This is a genomic window from Pandoraea sp. LA3, assembly GCF_022696215.1.
GTDB lineage: Bacteria > Pseudomonadota > Gammaproteobacteria > Burkholderiales > Burkholderiaceae > Pandoraea > Pandoraea capi.
In genome coordinates this window covers 436,947-462,068 of the sequence record NZ_PTPY01000036.1, presented here as the reverse complement: position 1 = coordinate 462,068, position 25,122 = coordinate 436,947, and the positions used below count along the sequence as shown (strand labels likewise).

The window sequence follows — 25,122 nt, the reverse complement described above, 5'->3', positions numbered from 1 at the left end:
GCAGAACGTCAGGCGGGCATCAGTGCAACGTCACACGCTGGCGAGACGTCGCGCAGAAGACGTGCCGAGCGACGTCGTCTGACGGAAATGAAATTTTTTGAGCTTGCAGAACGCGGCTTCGACGTCGTGCGGATCGACGAGGCCTTGCGACATCTTGAACATCGCGTGCTCCATTGCGGATTTGCCGGTCATGTGAGGGCTGGTCAGGTCGCCGTCATGGCATGCACGCCAATGACGTTCGGCTTCCCAGTAATGCCCTTCGCGCAGCAGATCGAGCAGTTCGTCAGTCAGCTCGCACACTTCCGCCACGACAGTCTGCCCACCGGTGCCGCGCCCGCGACACCGCTCGCAGCCGGGGCCTTCGACACAGACCTTCGACGTATCGATGCCGAGCGTGCCGATCACCGACAGCGTGGCCGCGTCGAGCGCCTCGGGGGCTGGACGCTTGCAATGCACGCACAGCACCGGCAGCAGCTTCTGATAGACGATGGCCGTCAGAAAGTTCGGCGAAGTGACGGCGGCGAGCGGCATGCCGATCTCCTCGCTGACCAGACGCGTCACGATGCCGAACGCGCTCGACGCGTGCACCGTCGACAGCACCTGATGGCCCGTCTCCGTCATCGACTTGGCAAACGAACCGGTCTCTGCATCGCGAATCTCCCCGGGCATCAGCTTGTCCGGATCGCCCCGCAACAGCACCTTGGCGGCGGCGCCGAACGGCGAGTCGCCGGGACCGTCCTCCGCACGGCGCTGAATCGGAATCTGCGTCATGTGGGGCTGGATGTATTCGACCGGATCCTCGATGGAGAAGAATTTCTTGCCCGAGTCGCGCTCGTAGGTCATCAGCGTGCGCAACGTCGTCGACTTGCCGGAGCCGGTCTCGCCCGCAATGATCGTGAGCCCCGGGCTGCGATGCACCGCGTCTTCGAGAATCTCGACCTGATCGTCGGAGTACCCGAGCTGCGTGAGCGTGAGCACGTCGCCATCCGTCGCTTCGTTGATCAGCAGACGCAACACCACGTCCACGCCGCGATTCTCCTTCACGCTCTGGAAACGCAACTGATACTTGCGTTGACGAAGCGTGAGCGGGATCGAGCAGCTTTGATGCTGTGCTTCGTCGAAGTGGTTATGACTGCGGCTGCTCGGATCGGCACGCGAGTTGTACGCCGCAGACACAGCATCGAGCATGGCGTGATAGTCGCGCGCGAGACGATCGCCGTCCGCCGTCATGCGCAGCTTGCCGTGAATGCGCATGCGCACCTGCACCTGACGCCCTTCACGAAACTCGAAGTGGATGTCCGACGCCCCCGCCTCGATCGCGCGCTCGATGATCAGATCGAAATTGCGATACGCCCCGGTGCGTTGCTCGCCGGACCGATCGCTGTCGTCGCCCTGCTGTTGCAGACGCGACTGCATCAGCAGAATCTCCTCGGTCGTGCCCACGTAGATGCCTTCGAGATCGAGTCGATGCCTGGCCCGCACCGCGCGGTCGAAGCGGTCGAGCAAGTCAGAGCCTTGCGTGCGCACGAACGTGTTGTGTTCGAGCAGCACCAGGTAGAGACGCGGCTTCATGGCGACCAGCACGAGCGAGCCGTGCTCCGCACCGGCCAGCGTGATGCCCAGGTCCTGGCGCCAGCCGAGGGTCTGAATGTCCGATTCGCGCAGATCGGCGATGGGATGCACCACGGCACGCGTTCTGGCGCGATGCCCGAAGCGCGCCAGAACGGCGCGAAACCGCTCAGAAACGTTCGCCATGAGATGCCCTCGGCATACGCTGACTCGCTTGCGTAGCGGACGATGGTGCAATCCCGAAGGCATTGGGCAACAACAGGCGCTTGCGCTTCGCACCGTGTTGGAGGTCGACGAAATCGTCCCCGATGTCGACGACCTTCCACTCGCCGACGTTGTCGCCCCGGGTCACGTTGCGTCCAAAGCGGCCGTCGACGCGCAGGTAGGCCACCGTCGCGTTTTCCACGCCGTAGATGAACAGCAGCTCGGGCGGCTCGCCGGTCGGCGGAGGCTTCGTGTCGGCACGCCCGTGTGCGTTGCCCGCCGCGGCGGCCCTGGCGTCGGCCTGCTTTGCGTCCTGCGCCTCCTGCGAGGCCTTGAGATGGGCGCGGGCAAAGGCGTCGATCGTCTCCTCCGCGTGTGCCGTTGCCGGAATCACCGCCGCCATCGTCAACACGGCACGGCGGAAAAACTTAATGAACATAGTAGGTTCCTTGTGCAGAGAAGACGGGCTTGCCGTCGTCCACCACGATCTTCAACTCGCCCAGCGACATGTTGCCCGCGCGCATCATCAAGCCTGCGACGGAGTCGTAGAACGCCAGATGCCCCGCCATCTTCCATTCGCCTTTCGAGATCGGCAACGGTACGTCGTGGCGCGTGGCCACGCCCGGCGGCACGGGCACCAGCGGCGTGGGCATCGTCAGCGCGATGTCCATGCCGTAGTCGCCAAGCGCTTGCAGACGGGCGCCGGCCGTGCGCAGAAATTGATTGCGTGGGATGGGGGTCACGCGAGCATCGCCGTCGTCTTCGATCGCCTCCGACGCGTCATTCGCGGACGCAGCGCCGACCGATGCGGCTACCGTGCGGGCCGACGTCGCGTCATCGTCGGGTAGCGTGGCGACCTCCCTCGCGTGATCGAGGTCGACGATCTGCGCCGCCGGACGCTGGGAGAGCAGCAGATCGAAGGTGCCGCCCTCGCGACGCCGCCATTCGATCTCGCAACGCCGCGCCTTGCAGTCGATGCTCGCCGGGCGCCATCCGCCCGCATTCGCCGGCAGATGCGTAATCGTGCGTTGCAGATGCCGCGCATACGACGCGCCCGTCGAGAACGATTCGGCCGCAAGCGCGCGCTTGAGCGCCGCCTTGTAGGCATCGACCGGATCGACGCGATTGGCAGCGGCGAGCTTCTCGCGCTGCATGTCTTCGTACCACGTCCATCCCCAATACCCCGCGCCGCCAACCACGACCAGCATCGCCATCAGCGCGGCGGCGATCTTCATCTGGCGCGCGGGCATGCCCGGCAATCCGTTGCGCACCGGCTTCAACCGCGCCTGCGCCGCCTCCTCGCGCAGCGCCGCAGCGGCGATATCGTCAAGCGTGAGAACGACGTCCGCGTGCGGCAGGTCCATACGCATCACCCCGGCCACCTTCACCGGTCCGCCGACCTCCGCCGTCCATTGCTCCAGACGATGCTTCAACGCCGACGCGGGCAGTTCCAGATCGAGTTCGGGACGGTGATCGCGCAATGTCACGAACAGCGCTCTGGCGGGATCGTCCGGATCGGGATGGATGAACGCGACGTTCGGCGCGTCGACGAGCGAACCGAGCACGGCGGCCAGCGCGTACCCGTCGGTGGCGTCTGCGGCGTCGGCCTCGGACAACGCGATCAGTCCGACGGTACGCGTGCCCGCGCCGTCGTCCGTCACCGCGAAGTGAGAGGCGTCGCGGCTGCGCGCAAGACTGCGAATCTCGGCCATCTCCTTCTCGAGGCCGATCAGCGTCTCCCACTGCGCGCCGACAACGAGGTGATTGGACAGTGCGCGTGCCATGTCACACGCCCTCGGTCAGTTCCGGCGAGATCAGGATCACGACTTCGTTGACGTGCTGATTCGCCTCCTTCGTACCGCCTTCGTAGTTGAAGATGCCGTCGCGCTCGGTGTTGTCGTCCTTGCGACGAAAGCCGCTCAGCACCAGCGTGTCGCCCGACTTCAGCGAAGCGCGCTGCATCGTCTGGACCGATGCCGTAATGGGCAACTGCATGAACGTGCCCGCCCCGAAGCCGCCATCGCCACCGCCACCGTGCTCTCCATCGTTGCCGCCGACCTCGAAACTCGCCCCCTTGCCATCGACGTCCGCCTTGAAGTCCGGCCCGCCGTTACCTCTGCCCGAGTCGCCGCCGCTGGGCGCTTCCTTGCCGGTGCGCAGGTTGATCTTGTCGAGCTTCTTGAGGTCGGACATGTCGATCTGTACCTGCAACATCACGCTCCGGTTGTCCATCAGCGTGGGCAGCAGATTCATCACGAAACCCGTGGTCAGCACCGACTGCTCCGCCGTCACCACGGTTTGCCCGCCGTAGTTGCCGGGCGTCATCTTGGTCTGCGCGATGAAGCCGCGATTCTGCGTGACGGCGACCGGTGCGGGCTGATTGTTCAGCGTGACGACCGTGGTATCGATCACCGTACTCACCCGCCCCTGCTTGCTGAGCGCCTTGATGAACGCGGCAGAACCCGCGAGCCGTCCATTGGGAATCTTGCTGACGCTCAGGCCGCCCTTGCGCGCCATGAGGGCGCCGCCCATCGCCGGGCCGCTCAGTCCGGCGACGAAACCGCTCGCCGAGCGGTAAACGAGATCCCAGTCGATGCCCGCCGCCGAGTTCTCATCCAGCGTGACCGAATACACCTGCACGCGCAGCTTGACCTGACGCCCGAGCACGGCGTTCTCCGAATCGATGTATTGCGCGACGCGCGACATCACGTCGGCCGTATCGGTCACGACCAGCGAACTGGTGACGACCGACGGCGTCACCCGTCCGCCCGGCGACAACATGTCGGTGACGGCCTTCACGAGATCCGTCCAGTAGTCGAGCTCCGACTCGACGGAGACGTTGGCGTCGGCGTTGAAGTTCAGGTCGACGCCCCCCGCCGACGTCCCGCCGCTGCCCCCGGACGCGCCCCGGTCGGCCTTCATCTTCGAGGCCTTGCCCACAGACGCCGTATACGTCGAACTGCCGGGCATCATCTTGATCTGGAAGGTGCGCGTGACGAAGCGCGCGAACTGCACCACGCCGTCGCGATACGTCCAGTGGGTGCCGGAGCGATGCGCGATGGTATCGAGCAGACCGGAAAGCGAGCCGTGATATTGCAGCGGTACCGCGGGCTCGCCGGTGTCCGTGCAGTTGAGCTGAAACGTTCGGGTGGGGGCAGAAGAGGGACCGCCACGCCCACCGGGGGTGCCGGTGTCGCATCCCACGTCCGAGGCCAGACGAATCGTGAGGCCGTTACCTCTGGCGACTTGCGTGAGGAGCACCGACATCGGCAACGGCGTGCCCGTCGAGAAACGCACCTCGCGCTTGAAGAAATCCGGCAGGGCGACCGTCGCGTTGACGGCGACGGACTTGCGGGAAAGCCACGCACCTTCGACGTGTTCGATGGCGCCGATAGGAGGCGCGGCATGGGTCTCCGACGCGATGCGCGCCGTCTCGCGCGTCTGCGTGACATTCTCGTCGGTTTTCGACAGCATGCCCGGCGTGCCGCACGCTGTCAGTAACGTGATGGCGCACAACACGCCGAGTCGCATTCTCATGGATGACTGATTCCGATGTCGGTGGCCATGCGCGAAGCATGGCGCCGGTTATTGTGTGGCGTGCACGACACGCAACACGCGATTGGCCTCGTAGACCTTCACGCGTATCGGCGCATCCGTGTTTTGCAGCGAACGCACGATCTGCTCGACGACGCCGAGGAAATCGCCGCGAAACGTGGCGGGATATTCGATGGGGAAGTCGCGATCGATCTCCCACGCCAACTGCCAGCCATGGCGTTCGGCGTAGCGTCGGACGGCCTGCGAGACGCGGCCGTCCGACGGTTGCAGCGCAAGTTCGAACGCTGCGCTCGACGGGGATGGCTGATCCGGCGGAACCTGCGTGAGCGCGAGCGGTGCCGGCACCGGGACTGACGCCGCATGCACGTGCCGCCGCGCGTCGTCCACACCTTGCCGACGCAGCGCTTCGGACGGCAGGTCGACAACGGCGGCGAGCGGTGCCGCACCGGGCACGGGGCCCGGGTCCCCCGGCTCACGAACGCCGACCGAGTGCATCAACGGCTTGTGGCTCGCGAACATCCACGTGACGTCGGTCTGTGGCGCGCTCGACGCACGGGCCAACGGCAGCGCTGCCACGAACAGCAAAGCGACCGATGCCACACGCATTCCTGGATGGGTCATGTCTTGTCCGCCTTCAATTCAGATCCCCGTGAATGCTGTTCATCCGGCAATGGTGAATTCCATGTCGGCCTGCGCCGCGTCCACCTGGTTGCCGCCGGCGCCTGCCGTTTTGGTACATGCCGTCGGGATCTCGGTCATGTCCAATGCCTTGGCTTTGTCCTTGATCGTGGTGCCGTTGATCGTGAGGGTGGCGAACAGCCCCTGCATCTTGTTGGCGAACTCCTGGCACTGCGCGCTCGGATAGCCGGTCGATTTCACTTTGACGCCGCTCGATGGAAAGTTCGCGCCGTCGACCGCTTCGATCGTGATCGCACCGCCGAACCGGTTGAGCAGCTTGTCGGGCGCCGAGCGATTGAACGGCTCGGCGATGGCCAGATTCAGAATCTGCTGCGGCGTGGTCGTCACCGGCAGCGCACCCGACGCTACGGCGTTTTGCACCGCCAGCGCCGACATCTGCCAGTCTTTCATCTCCTGCGACAGCTTCACGTTGTTCATCAGGCGCGGCACACCGACCATCGCCCCGGCCATGATCAGCCCCATCACCGCCACAGCGACCGAAAGCTCCACTAGCGTCACCCCGCGTTGACGGCGTTTGCTCATCCGTAAAGCCACCTTGTTCTTGAGTTGCGCGATTGCGCTCGCGTCTGTACGTACGTTCATTTGTCAGTCCGTTTTTTGAAGGAATGGGAAATCACGACGCCGCGATGCGAGAGACCTCGCTTGCGACGACAGGGGCGATTTATGCCCCAATGCGCGCCTTCGCGTTGTCGCGTGCGGCGCGCGTCTTTCGCAAATTGACATTTGACGCAAGCAAGAAATCGCCCATTGGTGCGCCATTTCCGATACCTACGGACGCGCGTCGACACTCGCGAAATGCATCGCAAAATGTTGGGCAGAGCAAGACGGGGTCTGGAAACCCGACGGCGGGACACCGACGGGTGCTTAAACGCAAAAATAGGAATGCGACTAAACGCAATCCAAGGGCACTTGAAGACCCGCGCAAATGTCAGGAATCAGCCAATTCACAAGCCACAGGACATGGCTTCCGGATGACAGGCAGGTGTGCTTGTGATGGAGGGCGGCATTCAGACGCGCGGCATGCCGAAGGACATGCCGCGCGTGGGGACGATCAACGCTTAGTGAGCGTGACCGGTTTTGAGTCCGTCGACGCCTGCGGTGCGCTCCATGCCGTGAGCCCCACCCGCGTCATCGCGACGCTCGCCGCCGTCGTTCGCCGCCTTGTCGCCGGGCAGCACGAGCGGGCCCTTACCGGCGAAGCGGTCGAGATAGAGATAGATGACGGGCGTGATGTAGAGCGTGATCACCTGCGAGAACAGCAACCCGCCCACCACTGCGAGACCGAGCGGCTGCCGCAGCTCAGCGCCCGCACCGAGTCCGAGCGCGATCGGCAGGGCCCCCATGAGCGCCGCCAGCGTGGTCATCATGATGGGACGGAAGCGCAGCGCGCACGCCTGACGAATCGCCTGCGTCGGTGTCATGCCGCCGTTGCGCTGCGCGTCGAGCGCGAAGTCGATCATCATGATCGCGTTCTTCTTCACGATACCGATCAGCATGAGAATGCCGATCACCGCGATGAGCGAAAGGTCCATGCCGAACAGACGCAGCGTGATGAGCGCGCCGACCGCCGCCGACGGCAGCCCCGCGAGAATCGTGATCGGATGGATGTAGCTCTCGTACAGCACGCCGAGCAGCACGTAGATCACCAGCAATGCGCCGACGAGCAGCACGACCTGACTGGCCTGCGACTTCTGGAACGCGGCCGCGTCGCCGCCCCAGCTCGTGATGATGCTTGGCGGGAAGCCCAGTTGATGCTGGAAGCCCACGATCTTTTGCGACGCATCGCCCAGCGCGGCACCCGGCGCGAGGTTGAACGACAGCGTCACGGCCTGCAACTGGCCCTGATGGTTCACCGACACCGGCCCCATCTTGCGCTCGACCGTCGCCACGGCCGAGAGCGGCACCAGCGCCCCGCCCTTGCCACGCACATAGATCTTGTCGAACGCGCCTTCGTCGCGGCGGTCGTTATCGTCCGCCTGCAAGATCACCTGATAGCTGTCGCTCGGCGTGTAGATGGTCGAGACCTGACGCTCCCCGAACGCACTGTAGAGCGCACTGCGAATGTCGCCGATCGCCACGCCCAGCGTGTTCGCCTTGTCGCGGTCGATGGTGAGTTGCGCTTGCAGGCCCTTCATCTGCGCGTCGGTCGTCACGTCGCGGAAGATCGGATCGGCGCGCATCATCGTCATGAGACGATCGGACCACAACTGCATCTCGCCCGGCTTCACGCTCTGCATCACATACTGGTAACGGCTCTTGCTCTGCTTGCCGCCCAGTTGCAGGTTCTGCACCGGATTGAAATAGACGTTCAGCCCCGGCACCTGCTTCACCTCGCGTCGCAACGCCTCCAACACCTCGCTCATGTGCGCACGCTGGCCGTGCGGCTTCAGGTTGATGAACATGCGACCCTGATTGCTGTCGCTGGCCGACACGATCACGGTCTCGACCGCCGGGTTCGCACGGATGATGTCGCCCGCCTGACGCAGCAACGCCGACATCGCCGTGAACGAGATATCCTGCGCGCCCTCGGCCGTCACCTGCACCTGACCGATGTCTTCGCTCGGAAAGAAGCCCTTCGGAATCGTGGCGAACAGCACGCCCGTGGCGAGGAACGTCGCCCCTGCGGCCCCCATCACCCACTTGCGATGCGCCAGACACCAGTCGACACTGCGTACGTAGGCGTTCTGCACCCACACGAAGCCGTCCTCGAACCATTGCGTGGCGCGCAGCCCCATGCCTTCGTCCTGCTCGTGCTTGAGATAGCGGCTGCACAGCATCGGAATCAGCGTGAGCGACACCGCCGCCGACACCAGAATCGCCAGCGACACCACCACGGCGAACTCGTGGAACATCAGCCCGATCACGCCCGGCATGAAGAAGATGGGGATGAAGACGGCGACCAGCGAGATCGAGATCGAAAGAATCGTGAAGCCCATCTCGCGCGAGCCGACGAGCGCGGCACGCAGCGGCGGCACGCCGTTCTCGATGTGACGCACGATGTTCTCGAGCATCACGATGGCGTCGTCGACCACCAGCCCGACGGCGAGCGTGATGCCCAGCAGCGAGATGTTGTCGATGGAGTAGCCCATGCCCTTCATGAGCGCGACGGTGCCGATCAGCGACACCGGCAGCGACATCACCGGAATGAGCGTGGCGGCCAGCCGTCGCAGGAACAGGAAGATCACGAGCGTGACGAGAATCACCGTGAGCGCGAGCGTGAACTGCACGTCGTCGATGGACTCACGGATCGACACCGAGCGGTCGTTGAGCAGCTTGACCTGAATCGACTGCGGCATTTGCTCCGCGAGACGCGGCAGCGCCGCCTTCACCTGATCGACCGTCGCCACCGTGTTCGCATTGGGCTGACGCAGCACCGCGAGCACGATCGAGCGCTCGCCGTTGACCCAGCTTCCCGTCTTCACCGACTCGACGCTGTCCTGCACGTCGGCCACATCGCGCAGATACACGGGGTTGCCGTTCACGCTGGCGATGATGAGGTTCGCGAACTGCTCGGCCTTCGTCATCTGCCGGTTGGCTTCGATGGTCAGCGTCTGACGGCTGCCGTCGAGCGTGCCCACGGGGCTGTTGGCGTTGGCTGACGCAAGCGCACGCGCCACGTCGTCGAGCGTGAGCTTGCGCGCGGCGAGCGCGTCGGGGCGCGCCTTCACGCGCACGGCGAAGCGCTTTTGCCCGAAGATCAGCACTTGGGCCACACCGGGCAGCGTGGAGAGCGTGGGGGAGACGAGGTTTTCCGCGTAATCGTCGAGTTCGGCGAGCGACATCGACGGCGAGTTCATCGCGAGGAACAGAATCGGCGCATCGGCCGGATTGACCTTGCGGTACGACGGCGGCGTGGTCATCTCCACCGGCAGCTTGCGCTGCGCGCGGAACAGCGCCGCCTGCACGTCGACCGCCGCCGCGTCGATATCGCGGTCGCTGTCGAATTCGATGATGATCGACGTGGTGCCCTGGGTATTGGTCGAACTGATGACCGCCACGCCGGCAATGGTCGAGAACTGCTTCTCCATCGGTGCGGCCACCGACGCGGCCATCGTCTCCGGGCTCGCGCCCGGCAACGTGGCCGTGACCTGAATGACCGGCGAGTTATAGCTGGGCAGGGCGGAGATCGGAATCTGGCCGTACGCGATCAGGCCGGCGACCACGGCCGCCACGCACAGCAGGATCGTCATGACCGGCCGGCGGATACAGAGTTCTGAGAGGTTCATGGGGCCTTCCCGCTATCACCCTTATCACCTGCGGACGCGACCGTAGCGCCGCTTTCACGCGACGCCACGACCGTCACCGTGTTGCCCGGTCGCAGGTTCTCCGCGCCTTCCTGCACGACCTTCGCCCCGGCGGCCACGCCCTCGACGACCGCCAGCTTCGCTTCCACGTAGCCGACCTTCACCGGCTTCGCGCTGACCTTGCCGTCGTTGCCGATCACGTAAACGAACTTGCCGTCCGGGCCGGTCTGCACCGCTTGCGGCGGCACCACGCTGGCCTGCTTGAGCACGCGACCGATCACGGCGACATTGAGGTACATGCCGGGCCAGAGCTTCGCGTCCCGATTGTCGTAGGCCGCCTTCAGACGAATCGTGCCCGTCTGGGAATCGACGGCGTTGTCGATGAAGCTGAGCTGACCGGTGACGTTCACGCCCGTCGTGCCGAGCGTCGCGGTGACCGCGACGGGACCGCCGGCACGCGCGGCCTGCAATTCGGCCAGTGCGCCTTCGGGCAACGTGAAGCTGATGTCGATGGGATCGAGCTGGGTGATGCTCACGAGCGCCGCGCCGCCCGGCGTCACGAGGCTGCCCGGATGCACGTTGATCGCACCGGTGCGGCCATCGATGCCCGCACGGATCTGGTTGTAGTCGACGGCCACCTGACTCGCGGCAATCGCGGCGCGGTCGGCGGCGACTTGCGCGGTGAGGCTGTCTACGCCGCTTTGCGCCGTATCGAGCGCGCTTTGCGAGACGAAGTGCTCGGCAATCAATTGCCTGGTACGCGCCAGCGTACGACGGGCGTTGGCGAGATCGGCTTCGTCCTTGGCGAGCTGCGCCTGCACCTTCTTGAGGTTGGCCTCGTCCATGCGTGCGTCGAGCGAGAACAGCAATTGCCCGGCTTTGACGAAGTCCCCTTCCTTGATGTGGACCTGACGGATCGTGCTGGAGATCTGCGGGCGGACGTCGATGGTCTGGCGGGCGGTGACCGTGCCGTTGGCGATGAGCCGCACCGGCACGTCGCGCACCTCGACCGTCGCGGCCGTGACCGACGGCGCGGCGGCCGTCTTGACCGGCGCCTGTGCACCGCGTGATCGCAGCCACACGACCGCGCCTGCGATCACGACGATCGCCAGCAAACCCACCACCCAGCGGCGCCGCCCTGTCCCCGACCCCGGCGCGGTATGGCCGAGCGGTCTGGCTGCACTCTCCTGCCCATGGGCAGCCGCGTCCCCCGGCACCGGCCGGCGGGCGTTCTCGTCACTCATCTTCTTCCCCGTTTCCCCATGCGACGCCAACTCACCGGCCAAGCCCCCGCTCGCCCGGTCGCGTCTGTTTCTACTGATAAAACAACCGTGGATCGTTGCCACGGCCATTCACGTCATTGCACATCACTAACTACACGAGGCGACACGTCACTTCATGCCGTCCCTCACTCCACCTTCATGCCCGTCAACTCGGGTCTGGCGGGTGGGTAGGACAGATTCAGTTCCGTCAGCGCCTGCACCAGCAACTCTGCCACCATCAGATTACGGTGACGTTTTGAGTCGGAAGGCACGATATACCACGGCGCATATTCCGTCGACGTTGCCGACAAGGCCGCCTCGTAGGCCTTTGTGTATTGCGGCCAGAAGCTGCGTTCCTTGAGGTCGCCCAGCTCGAATTTCCAGTGTTTGTTCGGATCGTCGATGCGTTCCTGAAGCCGTTTGCGCTGCTCGTCGGCCGAAATATGCAGGAAGCACTTGATGATGTGCGTGTTGTTGTCCGCGAGCAGCCGTTCGAAGTTATTGATGTGCGTGTAGCGGCGCTTGCACTCGTCGGCGTCGATCCAGTCGTGCACGCGCGTGATGAGCACGTCTTCGTAATGGCTGCGATTGAAGATCGCCAGTTCGCCCGCCGCGGGCACCACCATGTGCACCCGCCAGAGGAAGTCGCGCGACAGTTCTATCGGCGTGGGCGACTTGAAATTGGCCACGCGAATCCCGAGCGGATCGACGTTCTGGAACACGGCGCGAATGGTGCCGTCCTTGCCGCTGGTGTCCATGCCCTGGAGCACGAGCAGCACACGGTGGCGGCTGTTGGCGTGCAGGATCGTCTGCAACTCGTCGAGCTTGAGCGCGAGTTCCGCCAGACGCGCCTTGTCGTCGTCCTTACTGTCGCCGGAAAACGGCTTGTCGGCCGGATCGAAGGCCGAGAGGTCCAGCTTCTTGCCAAGGGGGACGCGGTATTTCTCGAACATCGCCGACTCCTGCGTGAAAACCAACTCGGAGTATGGCGCAATTTGCGTACGGCGCAAAAAAAGCGCCCGGTATCAGCGAATCACCCGGGAGATAACGGCGCGGGTGCGGACAAGGGGCGCTTCGGAATCCGTGCAAATGCTCGACGTTCTGGGAAAACGCGCAAATGCGAAGGGCGGCATCAAGAAATTTTCGGCGCAAAACAAAAGGCGCGGCGCCGAACGTCGGCGACCGCGCCTTTGGCGTCTGGCGGTGACCGGTCGTTACCGCGACCGGCTCCCGTCATCGGCCACCGAATCAGGCACCGAGCTTCTTCTTGAGCAGCTCGTTGACCTGCGCCGGGTTGGCCTTGCCCTTCGTGGCCTTCATCGCCTGTCCGACCAGCGCGTTGAACGCCTTCTCCTTGCCCGCACGGAACTCCTCGACGGACTTGGCGTTGGCGGCCAGCACTTCGTCGATGATCTTCTCGATCGCGCCCGTGTCGGTGATCTGCTTGAGACCCTTCGCCTCGATGATGCGATCGGCCGCGCCATCGTCGCTGGCGCGCTCTTCCCACATCAGTTGGAAGACTTCCTTGGCGATCTTGTTCGAGATCGTGTTGTCGGCAATCCGCGCGAGCAGACCGGCGAGCTGGGCGCTGGAGACCGGGCTGGCGTCGATGGCGATGTCTTCGCGGTTGAGCAGCGACGACAGTTCGCCCATGATCCAGTTTGCGGCGGGCTTGGCGCTGGCCTTGCCTGCCTTGGCGACCACGGCTTCGAAGTAGGCGGCTTGCGCCTTCGACTGCGTGAGCACGGCGGCGTCGTAATCCGACAGACCGTACGACTCGACGAAGCGGGCCTGCATGCCGGCCGGCAGTTCCGGCAGGGCGGCACGCACGCGCTCGATCCATTCGGCGTCGATCGCGAGCGGCATCAGATCCGGGTCCGGGAAGTAACGGTAGTCGTGCGCGTCTTCCTTGCTGCGCATCGAACGCGTTTCCTTCTTGTCCGGATCGTACAGACGCGTTTCCTGCACCACGGTGCCGCCGTCTTCGATCAGTTCGATCTGACGACGCACTTCGTACTGGATCGCCTCTTCGAGGAAGCGGAACGAGTTCAGGTTCTTGATTTCGGCACGCGTGCCGAATGCCTTCTGACCGACCGGACGCACGGACACGTTGGCGTCGCAACGGAACGAGCCTTCCTGCATGTTGCCGTCGCAGATACCGAGCCAGACGACCAGACCGTGCAGCGCCTTCGCATAGGCCACGGCCTCGGCCGCGCTGCGCATTTCAGGCTCCGTCACGATCTCCAGCAGCGGCGTACCGGCGCGGTTCAGGTCGATGCCGGTCATGCCGGCGAAGTCTTCGTGCAGCGACTTGCCTGCGTCTTCTTCGAGGTGAGCGCGCGTGAGCGTCACGACCTTCTCGTAGGCTTCACGGCCGGTGCGTGCATCGGCTTCGACCTGAATCTTCAGCGCGCCGCCCTGCACCACCGGGATCTCATACTGGCTGATCTGGTAGCCCTTGGGCAGATCCGGGTAGAAGTAATTCTTGCGCGCGAAGATGCTGCGCGGTGCGATCGTCGCGCCAATGGCCAGGCCGAACTCGATCGCACGCTCGACGGCGCCGCGATTGAGCACGGGCAGCACGCCGGGCAGCGCCAGATCCACCGGGCAGGCCTGCGTGTTGGGGGCCGCGCCGAACTGCGTCGATGCGCCCGAGAAAATCTTGGAAGCGGTGGAGAGCTGTGCGTGCGTCTCCAGACCAATAACGACTTCCCATTGCATAAGGTTCACCCTTGTCTCAACTTGTCGGCACGGCGCGATGGCCCTGCCTTCTCAACGTGTCGGCATGGCCTCTGGCCTTGCCTTCGCTGCCGGTCGTGCCACGTAGGCGACGTCCCGGTCTGTTCCTGTTCGTCGATGCCAGCCCGATATCCGTCCGACGTCGGTCGATGTGTGTTTACCGGCGCGTATCTCGCGCGCAAACGCCCGACTGCGGATCGAAGCTCACCGGCCACGCGTTTTCGTAGATGCCCGCCGAGCAGTACGCCTCGCAATTGGCATGCCCGATGGTGACGTTGCCCGGGTCCTGCCAGATCAGCAGCTTGCAGCTACCGCGGTTCGCTTGCAGCTCGATGCTCGGACGCCACTTCGTCTGGTGAAAATCCGCCAGATTGAAGTGGCAACTGCCACGGCTGCCCACCCACAGACGCCAGTCCAGCGACTGCACCTGATTGCCCTGCACCTTGAGCGTCGCCTGCTCGCGAAAGCCGTCTTCATCTGTCTGCGAGCAATAGCCCGACAGATTGATTTCGCGGTAAGCGATCGGCGTGGGACGCGAGAACGGCAGGGAGCACGACGCGAGCGTGAGCACCATGCCGGCGAGCATCAAGGCGCGAGACATCAGCCGACGGTAGGTCGGCGCGGTATCGCGCGAATCACGCGAGCCGCCCGTGGAGACGGCGGCGTGCGAGAGCGTGTCGTGCTGAACGCGCTGGCGGTCCATGATCAGACGCCCGCCGGTGCGCGCTTGTGCCAGTCGGTCGCGCGCTGGAACGCGTCGGCCACTTGCAGCAGGCGGGCTTCGTCGAAGTAGTTGCCGATCATTTGCAGCCCGACCGGACGCGCGTTGCGCCCCGGGCCGACCGGCAGGCTCATGCCCGGCAGTCCGGCGAGGCTCACCGACAGCGTGTAGATGTCGGCCAGATACATCTGCACCGGGTCGGCGCTCTTCTCGCCAAGGTTCCATGCCACCGACGGCGCCACCGGCCCCATGATGACGTCGCACTGGGCAAACGCGTTCTGGAAGTCCTGCGCGATCAGACGGCGAATCTTCTGCGCCTGCAAGTAGTAGGCGTCGTAGTAACCATGCGAGAGCACATACGTGCCCACGAGAATACGGCGCTTGACCTCGGTGCCGAAGCCTTCGGCGCGCGACTTCTTGTACATGTCGAGCAGATCGCGATATTCGGCCGCGCGGTGGCCGAAGCGCACACCGTCGAAACGCGACAGGTTCGACGAGGCTTCCGCCGGAGCCAGCACGTAATACACGGGGATCGACAGTTCCGTCTTCGGCAGCGACACCGGCACGCGCACCGCGCCGAGTTTCTCGAACTCGGCGAGTGCGTTGTCGATGGATTCGCGCACGTCGGCGTCGAGCCCTTCACCGAAGTACTCGGCGGGCAGACCGATGCGCAGGCCGGCCAGCGGCTTGTCGGCCGTGGCGCCGTCGAGCGGCTTGCCCAGACCGCGCGCGAAGTCTTCGTCCGCACGCTCAAGGCTGGTCGAATCGCGGGCGTCGAAACCGGCCATGCCGTTAAGCAGCCATGCGCAATCCGCCGCGCTGTGACCGAACGGGCCGCCCTGATCGAGCGACGAAGCGAACGCGATCATGCCGTAACGCGACACGCGGCCATACGTCGGCTTGATGCCGGTCACGCCGCAGAAGGCGGCTGGCTGACGGATCGAGCCGCCGGTGTCGGTACCGGTCGCGACCGGCGCGAGACGTGCGGCCACTGCCGCCGCCGAGCCACCCGACGATCCGCCCGGCACAGCCAGCTTGTCCCACGGGTTCTTCACGGGACCGTAGTAGGAATTTTCGTTCGACGAGCCCATGGCGAACTCGTCCATGTTGGTCTTGCCCAGCGTGACCATGCCGGCGTTCGACAGACGCTCGACGACGGCCGCATCGAACGGGCTCTCGTAGCCCTTGAGCATGCGCGAGCCAGCGGTGCTGTGCCAGCCACGCGTGACGAACACGTCCTTGTGCGCCACGGGAATGCCGAGCAACGGCTGGTTGGCGCCGTCGCCGGCGGCAATGCGCGCATCAGCGGCACGGGCCTGCGCGAGGCTCGCCTCGGCATTGACGTGCACGAAGGCGTTCAGATCGGCGGCACCGGCGATGCGGTCCAGATAGTGCTGCGTCAGCTCGACGCTCGAGACGCGCTTGGCGTCGAGCGCGGCGCGCAAATCCTGAAGGTGAATCAGATCTTGTTCCATGATGGCTGCTGTACTGGGTAGCGCATGAAAAACGGCATGAAAAATCGCAAAATCGACCGGAAGGGCGACCGGATCAGGCGGTCATGACGAAAGCGGTCACATCGGTCTCGATCGTGCGGCTCGACAACCGCAGCGAAGGATCGCGGGCGATGCGTCGCGCGGCGCCGGTTTGGCGGGGCGTCACGCACGCAACGCCGGACTCACTCGATAACCTTCGGCACCAGGTAGAGACCGTCCTGCACGGCCGGCGCCGGGCGCTGATTCGCCTCACGGTCGACCTGCTCGGTCACCGCGTCGGTGCGCAGACGCTGAGCGACTTCCTGAATCTGTTCGATCGGGTGCGCGAGCGGGGCAACGCCATTCGTGTCGACCGACTGCATCTGTTCGACGAGCGCGAAGAAGCCGTTGAGCTCCTTTTCCATGTGAGCCGCCTCGTCATCGGCCAGCTCGAGACGTGCGAGATGAGCGATGCGTTTGACGTCGGAGAGATTCAAAGCCATGAAGAAATCCCGAAAAAATGCGCATTGGAGAGCAGCCGGATGCATGTCTGTCGCCAAAATTAGGGACAGAGTGCGGAGAATATGCGCACGAGACCGAACCCGTCCGTCGTTTTACTCCGTGCACCGCGCCGCGCAGGAGGGCCGACACGCCGTGCCGCAAGGGTCCGGGCAAAACTGCCGCGGGGGTCGAATGTGGCGTCAACGTGCTCGTTTTTCCTGCAAAACCTGCGAAATTATAAGGTATCATTGCGCATTAAATTTGCGTCGGAGCGTGTTTTTGCACCCTCCGCCGCTGTCGCGCAGGTGGGCCACGGCCAGTCCGGGGGGCGCGACAGACGATCGCGCAGTCCATTGGAAGACCCTGACGCGACGAATTTTTGACGGCAGCCCCGCCTCCTGCCCAGTACCGCATTCCTCGGTTTGTCCGCACGTTTCGCGAGCCGCCGCGTGGCGCCTGGCGATTTTTTTGCGAACAGGCCGGAACCCAGACGACAGGCAGCCGTCCCAGTCAAATTCGCATTGGGCGGCCTCACGCAAACACAGGATTTTGCATGTTCGGTTTTCTTCGCAGCTATTTCTCCAACGACCTGGCCATCGACCTGGGCACGGCCAACACCCTGATCTACATGCGCGGCAAGGGCGTCGTTCTCGACGAACCCTCGGTGGTCGCCATCCGCCAGGAAGGTGGCCCGAGCGGCAAGAAGACGATTCAGGCCGTCGGTAAGGAAGCCAAGCAGATGCTCGGCAAGGTCCCGGGCAACATCGAAGCCATTCGTCCGATGAAGGACGGCGTGATCGCCGACTTCACCGTGACCGAGCAGATGATCAAGCAGTTCATCAAGATGGCCCACGAGTCGCGCCTGTTCTCGCCGTCGCCGCGCATCATCATCTGCGTGCCGTGCGGTTCGACCCAGGTCGAGCGTCGCGCCATCAAGGAAGCCGCACACGGTGCCGGCGCCTCGCAGGTGTATCTGATCGAAGAGCCGATGGCCGCTGCCATCGGTGCCGGCCTGCCGGTCTCGGAAGCCACGGGCTCGATGGTCGTCGACATCGGCGGCGGCACGACCGAAGTCGGCGTGATCTCGCTGGGCGGTATCGTCTACAAGGGTTCGGTGCGTGTGGGCGGCGACAAGTTCGACGAAGCGATCGTCAACTACATCCGCCGCAACTACGGCATGCTCATCGGCGAACAGACCGCTGAAGCGATCAAGAAGGAAATCGGCTCGGCCTTCCCGGGTTCGGAAGTCAAGGAAATGGAAGTCAAGGGCCGCAACCTCTCGGAAGGGATTCCGCGCGCCTTCACCATCTCCAGCAACGAAATCCTCGAAGCCCTGACCGATCCGCTCAACCAGATCGTGTCGTCGGTGAAGATCGCCCTCGAACAGACCCCGCCGGAACTGGGTGCAGACATCGCCGAGCGCGGCATGATGCTCACGGGCGGTGGCGCGCTGTTGCGCGATCTGGACCGTCTGCTTGCCGAAGAAACCGGCCTGCCGGTGCTCGTCGCCGAAGACCCGCTCACCTGCGTGGTACGCGGTTCGGGCATGGCGCTCGAGCGTATGGACAAGCTCGGCAGCATCTTCTCCTACGAGTAAGCCAACGTGCGTGGTTCGTCGTCCGGCGCGGTGGGATATTCCCTTCCACCCCTCGCCCGGGACGGCCAGCCACGCCGCACGACCTCGCGCACGGAGTCGGGCCTCGCGCCCCTGCGTCGCGCCCGACTGACACTACTCGCGCACCGCGGCGTCTCGCTGCGCGTGCTTCCCTGAAGGGCCCACCATGCAGTACAGTCCGCCGCCACTGTTCAAACAGGGACCGTCGGCGTTGGCCCGGCTGATCTGTTTCGTCGCGCTCGCCATCGGCCTGCTCGTGGTCGACTCGCACTACAACACGCTGGAACGGGTGCGCGCCGTTGTCGGCACCGCGCTCTATCCCGTGCAACGCATGATGCTGTTGCCGCGCGACGCCATTCTCGGCGTAGCGGGATTCTTCTCGACCGAATCGCAGCTCTCGTCCGACAACAGCACGCTGCGCGAGCGCAATCTCGAACTCTCCGTTCAGGCTCAGCGCAACAACCAGCTCGTGGCCGAGAACGAACATCTGCGTCAGATGCTGGCCTTGCGCGAGCGTCTGCCCGTACCCAGCATTCCCGCAGAAATCGAATACGACACGCGCGATCCGTTCACGCAGCGCGTGGTCATCGATCGCGGCACGAAGCACGGCGTCAAGCTCGGTGCGCCCGTCGTCACCGAACAGGGCCTGCTCGGTCAGGTCTCGCGCGTTTTCCTGATGCAAAGCGAAGTCACGCTGCTCACCGACAAGGAACAGGCCGTGCCGGTGCAGGTCACCCGCAGCGGCGTGCACAGCGTGATCTACGGCGGGCTGCGCGGCGACGTGCTCGACCTGCGCTTCATTCCGCTCTCGGCCGACGTGAAGGTCGGCGACGAGATTGCCACCAGTGGTCTGGACGGCGTCTACCCCGCCGGCTTGCCGGTGGCGCGCATCACCAAGGTCGACCGTGTCTCGGACACCGCCTTCGCCCGCATCCTGTGCCAGCCGGTCGCGAATCTGCGCAGCCAGCGTCAGGTGCTGGTCCTGCAATACACCACGCCGCTCGCCCTGCATCCGGACGCCGCCGCCGATCTCGCGCGCGCCTCCGATCCGTCGGCCAGCGGCAGCAAACCCGCGCCGAAGGGCGGCACGCGCGCCGATCCGAAACTCGCGCCGGGCGCCCGCAAGGGTCATTAAGGAACTCACATGCCACGACCGCAATACATCCTGCTGCCGGTCAATCCGTACTTCATCGCGCTCAGTCTCGTGGTGGCGTTTCTGGTGAACCTCATGCCGTGGGGGCACGCCCCGGCCATGCCCGACTTCGTCGCGCTGGTGCTGATGTTCTGGAACATCCACCAGCCGCGCAAGGTCGGCATGGGCGTCGCGTTTCTCGTCGGGTTGCTCATGGACGTGCACAACGCCGGTCTGCTCGGCGAACACGCCCTCGCCTACACGCTGCTGTCGTACGGCGCGATCATGATTCACCGCCGCGTGCTGTTCTTCACGCTGCTCGGTCAGGCACTGACGGTGCTGCCGCTGCTGCTGCTCGCGCACGTCGTGCCGTTCATCATTCGCCTGGCCACAGGCGCCGCGTTTCCGGGTTGGTGGCCGCTCGCCGCCAGCTTCGTGGAAGCCGTGCTCTGGCCGGTGATCAGTATCTTGCTGCTGGCGCCCCAGAAACGCGCCGTCGACCGCGACGATACGCGTCCGATCTGACGGCGACTGCCGTCGGATCGCACCTAAGCGCCCCACCATGCCAGCATGACCGAGTTCAAGAATCCCCAGCAACAGCTACAGACGTTTCACCTGCGGGTAACGGCGGCCGCGCTTTTCGTGCTGATCTGCTTCAGCCTGCTCGCAGTGCGCTTCGTCTATCTGCAAGTCTTCCGTCATAACCAGTACGCCCTGCAAGCCGACGAAAACCGCGTCTCGCTCGCCCCCATCGTCCCCAATCGCGGCGTGATCATGGATCGCAACGGCGTGGTACTGGCGCGCAACTATTCCGCTTACACGCTCGAAATCACGCCGTCGAAGATCGGCCGTCCGCTCGAAGATCTGGTTACCGATCTGTCCGACGTGATCGAGATCACGCCGCGCGATCGCGCCCGCTTCAAGAAGCTGATGGACGACAGCAAGAGCTTCGAGAGCCTGCCGATCCGCACACGACTGACGGACGAAGAAGTCGCGCGCTTCACCGCCCAGCGCTTCCGGTTTCCGGGGGTCGACGTGCACGCGCGCCTGTTCCGTCAATATCCGCTCGGCGAGACGGCCGCGCACGTGATCGGCTACATCGGCCGGATCTCGCAGCGCGACCGTCAGCGTATCGACGCGATGAGCGAAGAGAACGACAGCGACAGCGCGAAGTACGACATCCGGCGCGACGCCAACAACTACAAGGGCACCGATTACATCGGCAAGATCGGCGTCGAGCAGAGCTACGAAACGCAGCTTCACGGCATCACCGGTTTCGAGGAAATCGAAGTGACGGCCGGCGGTCGTCCGGTGCGCACGATCTCGCGCACCCCGGCCACCCCTGGCGACAACCTCGTGCTGTCCATCGACATCAAGCTCCAGCAAGTGGCCGAACAGGCGTTTGCGGGGCGTCGTGGCGCGGTCGTGGCCATCGAACCGAAGACGGGCGACGTGCTGGCCTTCGTGTCGGCGCCGAGCTTCGACCCGAACCTGTTCGTCGAAGGCATCGACCAGCAGAACTGGGACGCCCTGAACAACTCGCCCGACCGTCCGTTGCTCAACCGACCGCTGCGCGGCACCTATCCGATCGGCTCGACGTACAAGCCGTTCATGGCGCTCGCAGGGCTCGAACTCGGCAAGCGCACGACGAACTGGGGCTTCCAGGACACGGGCTCGTTCACGCTGGGCAACCACACGTTCCGCAACGACGTGCGTAACGGCCAGGGCTGGATCGACATGTACCGCTCGATCGTGGTCTCGAACGACACGTATTACTACATGCTCGCGCACGATCTCGGCGTGAACGCGATCCACGACTTCATGGCGCCGCTCGGCTTCGGCCAGTTGACGGGCATCGATATCGAAGGCGAGGCGCGCGGCATTCTGCCGTCGACCGAGTGGAAGCGAAAGGCGTACAAGAAGCCCGCGCAGCAGAAGTGGTACGACGGCGAGACGATCAGCCTGGGTATCGGTCAGGGCTACAACTCGTTCACGATTCTGCAACTCGCCCACGCCACGGCCACGCTCGCCAACAACGGCGTGGTGATGAAGCCTCACCTGGTGAAGGCGGTCGAGGATCCGGTCTCGCATTCGCGTCAGCTCACCGTGCCGCACGAGAGCGCACGTCTGCCTTACAAGCAGGCGGACATCGACTTCGTCAAACGCGCGATGGTCGGCGTCATCAAGGAAGGTACGGGACGTCAGGCATTCGCCGGTGCACCGTACGACGCCGGTGGCAAGACAGGGACCGCGCAGGTGTACTCGCTCGGCAAGAACGAGAAGTACAACCACAACGCGATTCCCGAATTCAAGCGCGACCACGCCCTGTTCATCGCCTTCGCACCGGCCGACGACCCGAAGATCGCGATTGCGCTGATCGTCGAGAACGCCGGTTGGGGCGGTACGCAGGCCGCACCGGTCGCGCGCAGCCTGCTCGATTACTACCTCATTACCGAACCGAAGGAACGCGCTGCGGAAGCGGCCGCGTTGCAGGCGGCGGCCTCGGGTGCCGGGGCGGCGTCGGCCGTTTCCGCAACGCCGGACGCGCCGCCCGCCAGCGCCGCCGAGCTTGACCGCAACGTCGCTACGTCGACCGCTGCCACCGCGTCCACCACCACGCTGGTGCCGCGCGTGGCGTCGGGTACGTCGGCCGCGCCCGTCGGTACGGCGCGGGCAGTCCCGGGCAAAACCTCTGCCGCGACGGCCGACCCGGCAAGACCCTCGCCGCAGTCTCCCGCCCCATCACCGCCAAACAAACCGGCCGTCAGTCCGACCGTCGCCGACGAAGCCCGCCATCGCGCCGCTATCCGTGCTCAGGGTCAGGGAGCACGAAGCCCGCAAGGAGGAACGCCATGATGGCGCTCGACAAACATACGTGGAAAGAGCAGGTCAAACGCCTGTTCGCCGCCTTCGACAAGCCGCTCGCACTGATCGTCTTCCTGTTGCTGTGCGTGGGACTGGTCACGCTCTACAGCGCCAGTATCGACGTGCCGGGCCGCGTGGAAGACCAGATCCGCAACATCGTGCTGACGTTCATTCTGATGTGGGTGCTGGCCATGTTGCCGACGCAGACGCTGATGAAGTTCGCCGTGCCGCTCTACACGGCAGGCGTTGCGTTGCTCATTGCGGTGGCGATGTTCGGTCTGACGAAGAAGGGCGCGAAGCGCTGGCTGAACGTCGGCATGGTCATTCAGCCGTCCGAGATCATGAAGATCGCCATGCCGCTCATGCTGGCCTGGTACTTCCAGAAGCGCGAAGGCAACATCCGCTGGTTCGACTATCTCGCCGCGATCGCCCTGCTGGGCATTCCCGTGGGCCTGATTGCGAAGCAGCCCGACCTCGGCACCGGTCTGCTGGTGGCCGCCGCAGGCCTCTACGTCATCTATCTGGCCGGGCTGTCGTGGAAGCTGATTCTGCCGGTGCTCATTGCCGGCGTGATCGGCATCGGCACGATCCTCGCGCTCGAAGACAGGATTTGCCAGCCGGATGTCGAATGGCACATCCTGCACGATTACCAGAAGCACCGCGTGTGCACGCTGCTGGACCCGACCTCCGATCCGCTCGGCAAGGGGTTCCACACGATTCAGTCGGTGATCGCCATCGGTTCGGGCGGCACCACGGGCAAGGGCTGGCTCAAAGGGACGCAGGCTCACCTCGAATTCATCCCGGAAAAACATACCGACTTCATCTTCGCGGTGTTCGCAGAAGAGTTCGGCCTGATCGGCGAAGGCGTGCTGATCGTGCTGTATCTGCTGCTGGTCGCGCGCGGGCTGATGATCGCCGCCAGCGGCGCGACCCTGTTCGGCCGCCTGCTCGCGGGGGCTGTCACCATGATCTTCTTCACGTACGCGTTCGTGAACATGGGCATGGTGAGCGGCATTCTGCCGGTCGTCGGCGTGCCGCTGCCGTTCATGAGCTACGGTGGCACCGCGCTCGTCACGCTGGGCCTCGGGGTCGGTATTCTCATGAGCGTGGCGCGCGAGAAACGCCTCATGCAGAGTTAGCGACTCGCAGCGGGCACGCCGGCGCGCGCCATCGGCATCACCGCATCACCGCATTACGAAAGCGGCAGGGCAATCGCCCTGCCGTTTTTTCGTTCGGTCGAGGCTTTTGCCTATTTCGATGAGCGAAAGGTGGGATTCTGCTCAGGCCGAATCCGATAAAAACGAGGCTCAAACGACACGCATGTGCGTTCGCCGAGTTCGCCGCAGTCATCGGGGGACGGAGTCCGGTAAGCGTCATGCACACCATCGAAGGAGGACTTCGCAATGAGCATGCCCCCCACGCTGCAATCCGCGGCTTCATCACCGGTGACCTCATCGTTTCCCATGGAGCAGATCACGAATGCGTTCGGCGCCGAGGGCAAACGCATCGGCATCACCAAAGACGGTCAACTCGTGACCTTCAAAGGCAGAACGTTCTTACTGCACCCGCATCAGTGCAAGCGCGCCCAAAGTCTGCTCAAGCATCACGACCTGTCCACAGAACCGCCACGCTCCATCATCGATGCGTTCAAGTTCAAGGACCTGCGCACGGATCGGGCGCCCGTGCAGGCGTTACTGACGAGGCTGGCGTTGCCCGGTCAGCCGAGACAGCCGGAGCAGCCGACGAACGGCACGTCATCCGCAACACCGGGGACTCATCCCTTGGAGGCCTCACGCCTCGTGACGCCAGAGCAGTCGAGACGCCAGTTGCCCCCTCATCTGCTGAGCGCGATGCTCAACGGTAACCTCCCGACACCCAGCGGCGACGGCCTCAGGAGGGGCTCGGACGACGGTTACGATACCGACGCCTCGGAAAACTATCATCGTGTGCAACATCAGGCCGCACAGTTGCGACGCGAGTTCGACGCCATGATGGCGGCTGACAATCCCCCGCCCCCCCTTCCGGCCAAGCAAGATCGCAACACGTTTATCGCAAGCGTCGACAAGTCGCGCGAGATGCATGAGGATTTTGTCCCGGACAGCGCCACCAGCCCCCGGCCGGTGCCAAAACCTCGAATTACCTCGCCCGTGGCTTCACCGCCAAAACCACCGCGCACCTTTGCCTTCGATCTCACGCCGAGGACAGGACCGAGCCTTAGTCGCTCCGTATCGGAAGACTCGAACGTGTCGAAGGTGTCGGAATCACCGCCCTTTGCCTCAAGCCGGGATTCGCTGGACACCGTGCTGACGTTGAAACCCCTGCCGGAAACGCCGGACGAAGCACGTGTGGAAAGCGCATCGCGGTCCTCCGGCGCATCGAGCATCCTCGAAGAATTGCGCGCGTCCGGTCGGGCGAAAGACACCCTGATCCAGACCATGCTCAGAACGCGAAAAATGGGGTGATCCGTGCCCCACCTGAGTGCCCCGCCAAGGGACTTCAGGTAACACCCGGTGTCGGCCTCGCGGCCGCGCCGGGGTCGCACGT

At 64.5% G+C, this 25,122-nt stretch carries 19 protein-coding genes; 6 read left to right on the top strand and 13 right to left on the bottom strand.

Annotation, left to right across the window (positions count from 1 at the left end; translation table 11 throughout):
• Positions 1–30 precede the first annotated feature (30 nt).
• The 13 genes from C5N93_RS20475 to gatC form a co-directional block, all read right to left on the bottom strand.
• Positions 31–1,755, bottom strand: coding sequence for an ATPase, T2SS/T4P/T4SS family (locus C5N93_RS20475; RefSeq protein WP_242560695.1), 1,725 nt, complete (start codon positions 1,753–1,755; stop codon positions 31–33).
• Entirely contained in the window at positions 1,739–2,212 is a 474-nt protein-coding gene (locus C5N93_RS20470; RefSeq protein WP_150720793.1) for a hypothetical protein, read from the bottom strand. Before C5N93_RS20470 ends, C5N93_RS20475 begins: the two co-directional genes overlap by 17 nt.
• Complete coding sequence (gene pilO2 / locus C5N93_RS20465; protein ID WP_242560694.1) at positions 2,202–3,557, bottom strand: type 4b pilus protein PilO2; 1,356 nt, start codon at positions 3,555–3,557, stop codon at positions 2,202–2,204. Before pilO2 ends, C5N93_RS20470 begins: the two co-directional genes overlap by 11 nt.
• 1 nt (position 3,558) lies before the next feature.
• Complete coding sequence (locus C5N93_RS20460) at positions 3,559–5,310, bottom strand: secretin N-terminal domain-containing protein (RefSeq protein ID WP_242560693.1); 1,752 nt, start codon at positions 5,308–5,310, stop codon at positions 3,559–3,561.
• 48 nt (positions 5,311–5,358) lie between these two features.
• Positions 5,359–5,949: a toxin co-regulated pilus biosynthesis Q family protein gene (locus C5N93_RS20455; protein ID WP_242560692.1), complete on the bottom strand. Its 591-nt coding sequence runs from the start codon at positions 5,947–5,949 to the stop codon at positions 5,359–5,361.
• Positions 5,950–5,988: 39 nt separating this feature from the next.
• A complete protein-coding gene (locus C5N93_RS20450; RefSeq protein ID WP_150720789.1) occupies positions 5,989–6,609 on the bottom strand; it encodes a type 4 pilus major pilin in 621 nt (206 codons plus the stop codon).
• 476 nt (positions 6,610–7,085) lie between these two features.
• Positions 7,086–10,253 (bottom strand): efflux RND transporter permease subunit, encoded by a 3,168-nt coding sequence (locus tag C5N93_RS20445; RefSeq protein WP_242560691.1) that lies wholly within the window; start codon positions 10,251–10,253, stop codon positions 7,086–7,088.
• Complete coding sequence (locus tag C5N93_RS20440) at positions 10,250–11,515, bottom strand: efflux RND transporter periplasmic adaptor subunit (RefSeq protein WP_242560690.1); 1,266 nt, start codon at positions 11,513–11,515, stop codon at positions 10,250–10,252. The genes C5N93_RS20445 and C5N93_RS20440 overlap by 4 nt, the downstream gene beginning before the upstream one ends.
• A gap of 164 nt (positions 11,516–11,679) precedes the next feature.
• Positions 11,680–12,486 (bottom strand): polyphosphate kinase 2 family protein, encoded by an 807-nt coding sequence (locus C5N93_RS20435; protein WP_242560689.1) that lies wholly within the window; start codon positions 12,484–12,486, stop codon positions 11,680–11,682.
• A 295-nt stretch (positions 12,487–12,781) separates the two neighbouring features.
• A complete protein-coding gene (gatB, locus tag C5N93_RS20430; RefSeq protein ID WP_242560928.1) occupies positions 12,782–14,254 on the bottom strand; it encodes an Asp-tRNA(Asn)/Glu-tRNA(Gln) amidotransferase subunit GatB in 1,473 nt (490 codons plus the stop codon).
• Between the two features lie 175 nt (positions 14,255–14,429).
• Positions 14,430–14,858 (bottom strand): hypothetical protein, encoded by a 429-nt coding sequence (locus C5N93_RS20425; RefSeq protein ID WP_242560927.1) that lies wholly within the window; start codon positions 14,856–14,858, stop codon positions 14,430–14,432.
• Positions 14,859–14,977: 119 nt separating this feature from the next.
• Entirely contained in the window at positions 14,978–16,468 is a 1,491-nt protein-coding gene (gatA, locus tag C5N93_RS20420; RefSeq protein WP_242560688.1) for an Asp-tRNA(Asn)/Glu-tRNA(Gln) amidotransferase subunit GatA, read from the bottom strand.
• A 200-nt stretch (positions 16,469–16,668) separates the two neighbouring features.
• Positions 16,669–16,968 carry an Asp-tRNA(Asn)/Glu-tRNA(Gln) amidotransferase subunit GatC gene (gene gatC, locus C5N93_RS20415; protein ID WP_069343008.1) on the bottom strand — a complete coding sequence of 100 codons (300 nt, stop codon included), beginning with the start codon at positions 16,966–16,968 and terminating at the stop codon, positions 16,669–16,671.
• Between the two features lie 551 nt (positions 16,969–17,519).
• On the opposite strand from gatC, the gene C5N93_RS20410 reads away from it, so the two are divergent.
• From C5N93_RS20410 to C5N93_RS20385, 6 genes are all read left to right on the top strand, one after another.
• Positions 17,520–18,563, top strand: a complete 1,044-nt coding sequence (locus C5N93_RS20410) for a rod shape-determining protein (RefSeq protein WP_010805637.1) — start codon at positions 17,520–17,522, stop codon at positions 18,561–18,563.
• Between the two features lie 184 nt (positions 18,564–18,747).
• On the top strand, positions 18,748–19,716 hold the full coding sequence (gene mreC / locus C5N93_RS20405; RefSeq protein WP_150720783.1) for a rod shape-determining protein MreC: 969 nt from the start codon (positions 18,748–18,750) through the stop codon (positions 19,714–19,716).
• A 9-nt stretch (positions 19,717–19,725) separates the two neighbouring features.
• Entirely contained in the window at positions 19,726–20,238 is a 513-nt protein-coding gene (gene mreD, locus C5N93_RS20400; protein ID WP_039394706.1) for a rod shape-determining protein MreD, read from the top strand.
• A gap of 45 nt (positions 20,239–20,283) precedes the next feature.
• Positions 20,284–22,569, top strand: a complete 2,286-nt coding sequence (gene mrdA / locus C5N93_RS20395) for a penicillin-binding protein 2 (RefSeq protein WP_242560687.1) — start codon at positions 20,284–20,286, stop codon at positions 22,567–22,569.
• Positions 22,569–23,717, top strand: coding sequence for a rod shape-determining protein RodA (gene rodA / locus C5N93_RS20390; protein ID WP_242560926.1), 1,149 nt, complete (start codon positions 22,569–22,571; stop codon positions 23,715–23,717). Before mrdA ends, rodA begins: the two co-directional genes overlap by 1 nt.
• Before the next feature lie 324 nt (positions 23,718–24,041).
• Positions 24,042–25,040, top strand: a complete 999-nt coding sequence (locus C5N93_RS20385) for a hypothetical protein (RefSeq protein ID WP_242560686.1) — start codon at positions 24,042–24,044, stop codon at positions 25,038–25,040.
• Positions 25,041–25,122 lie beyond the last annotated feature (82 nt).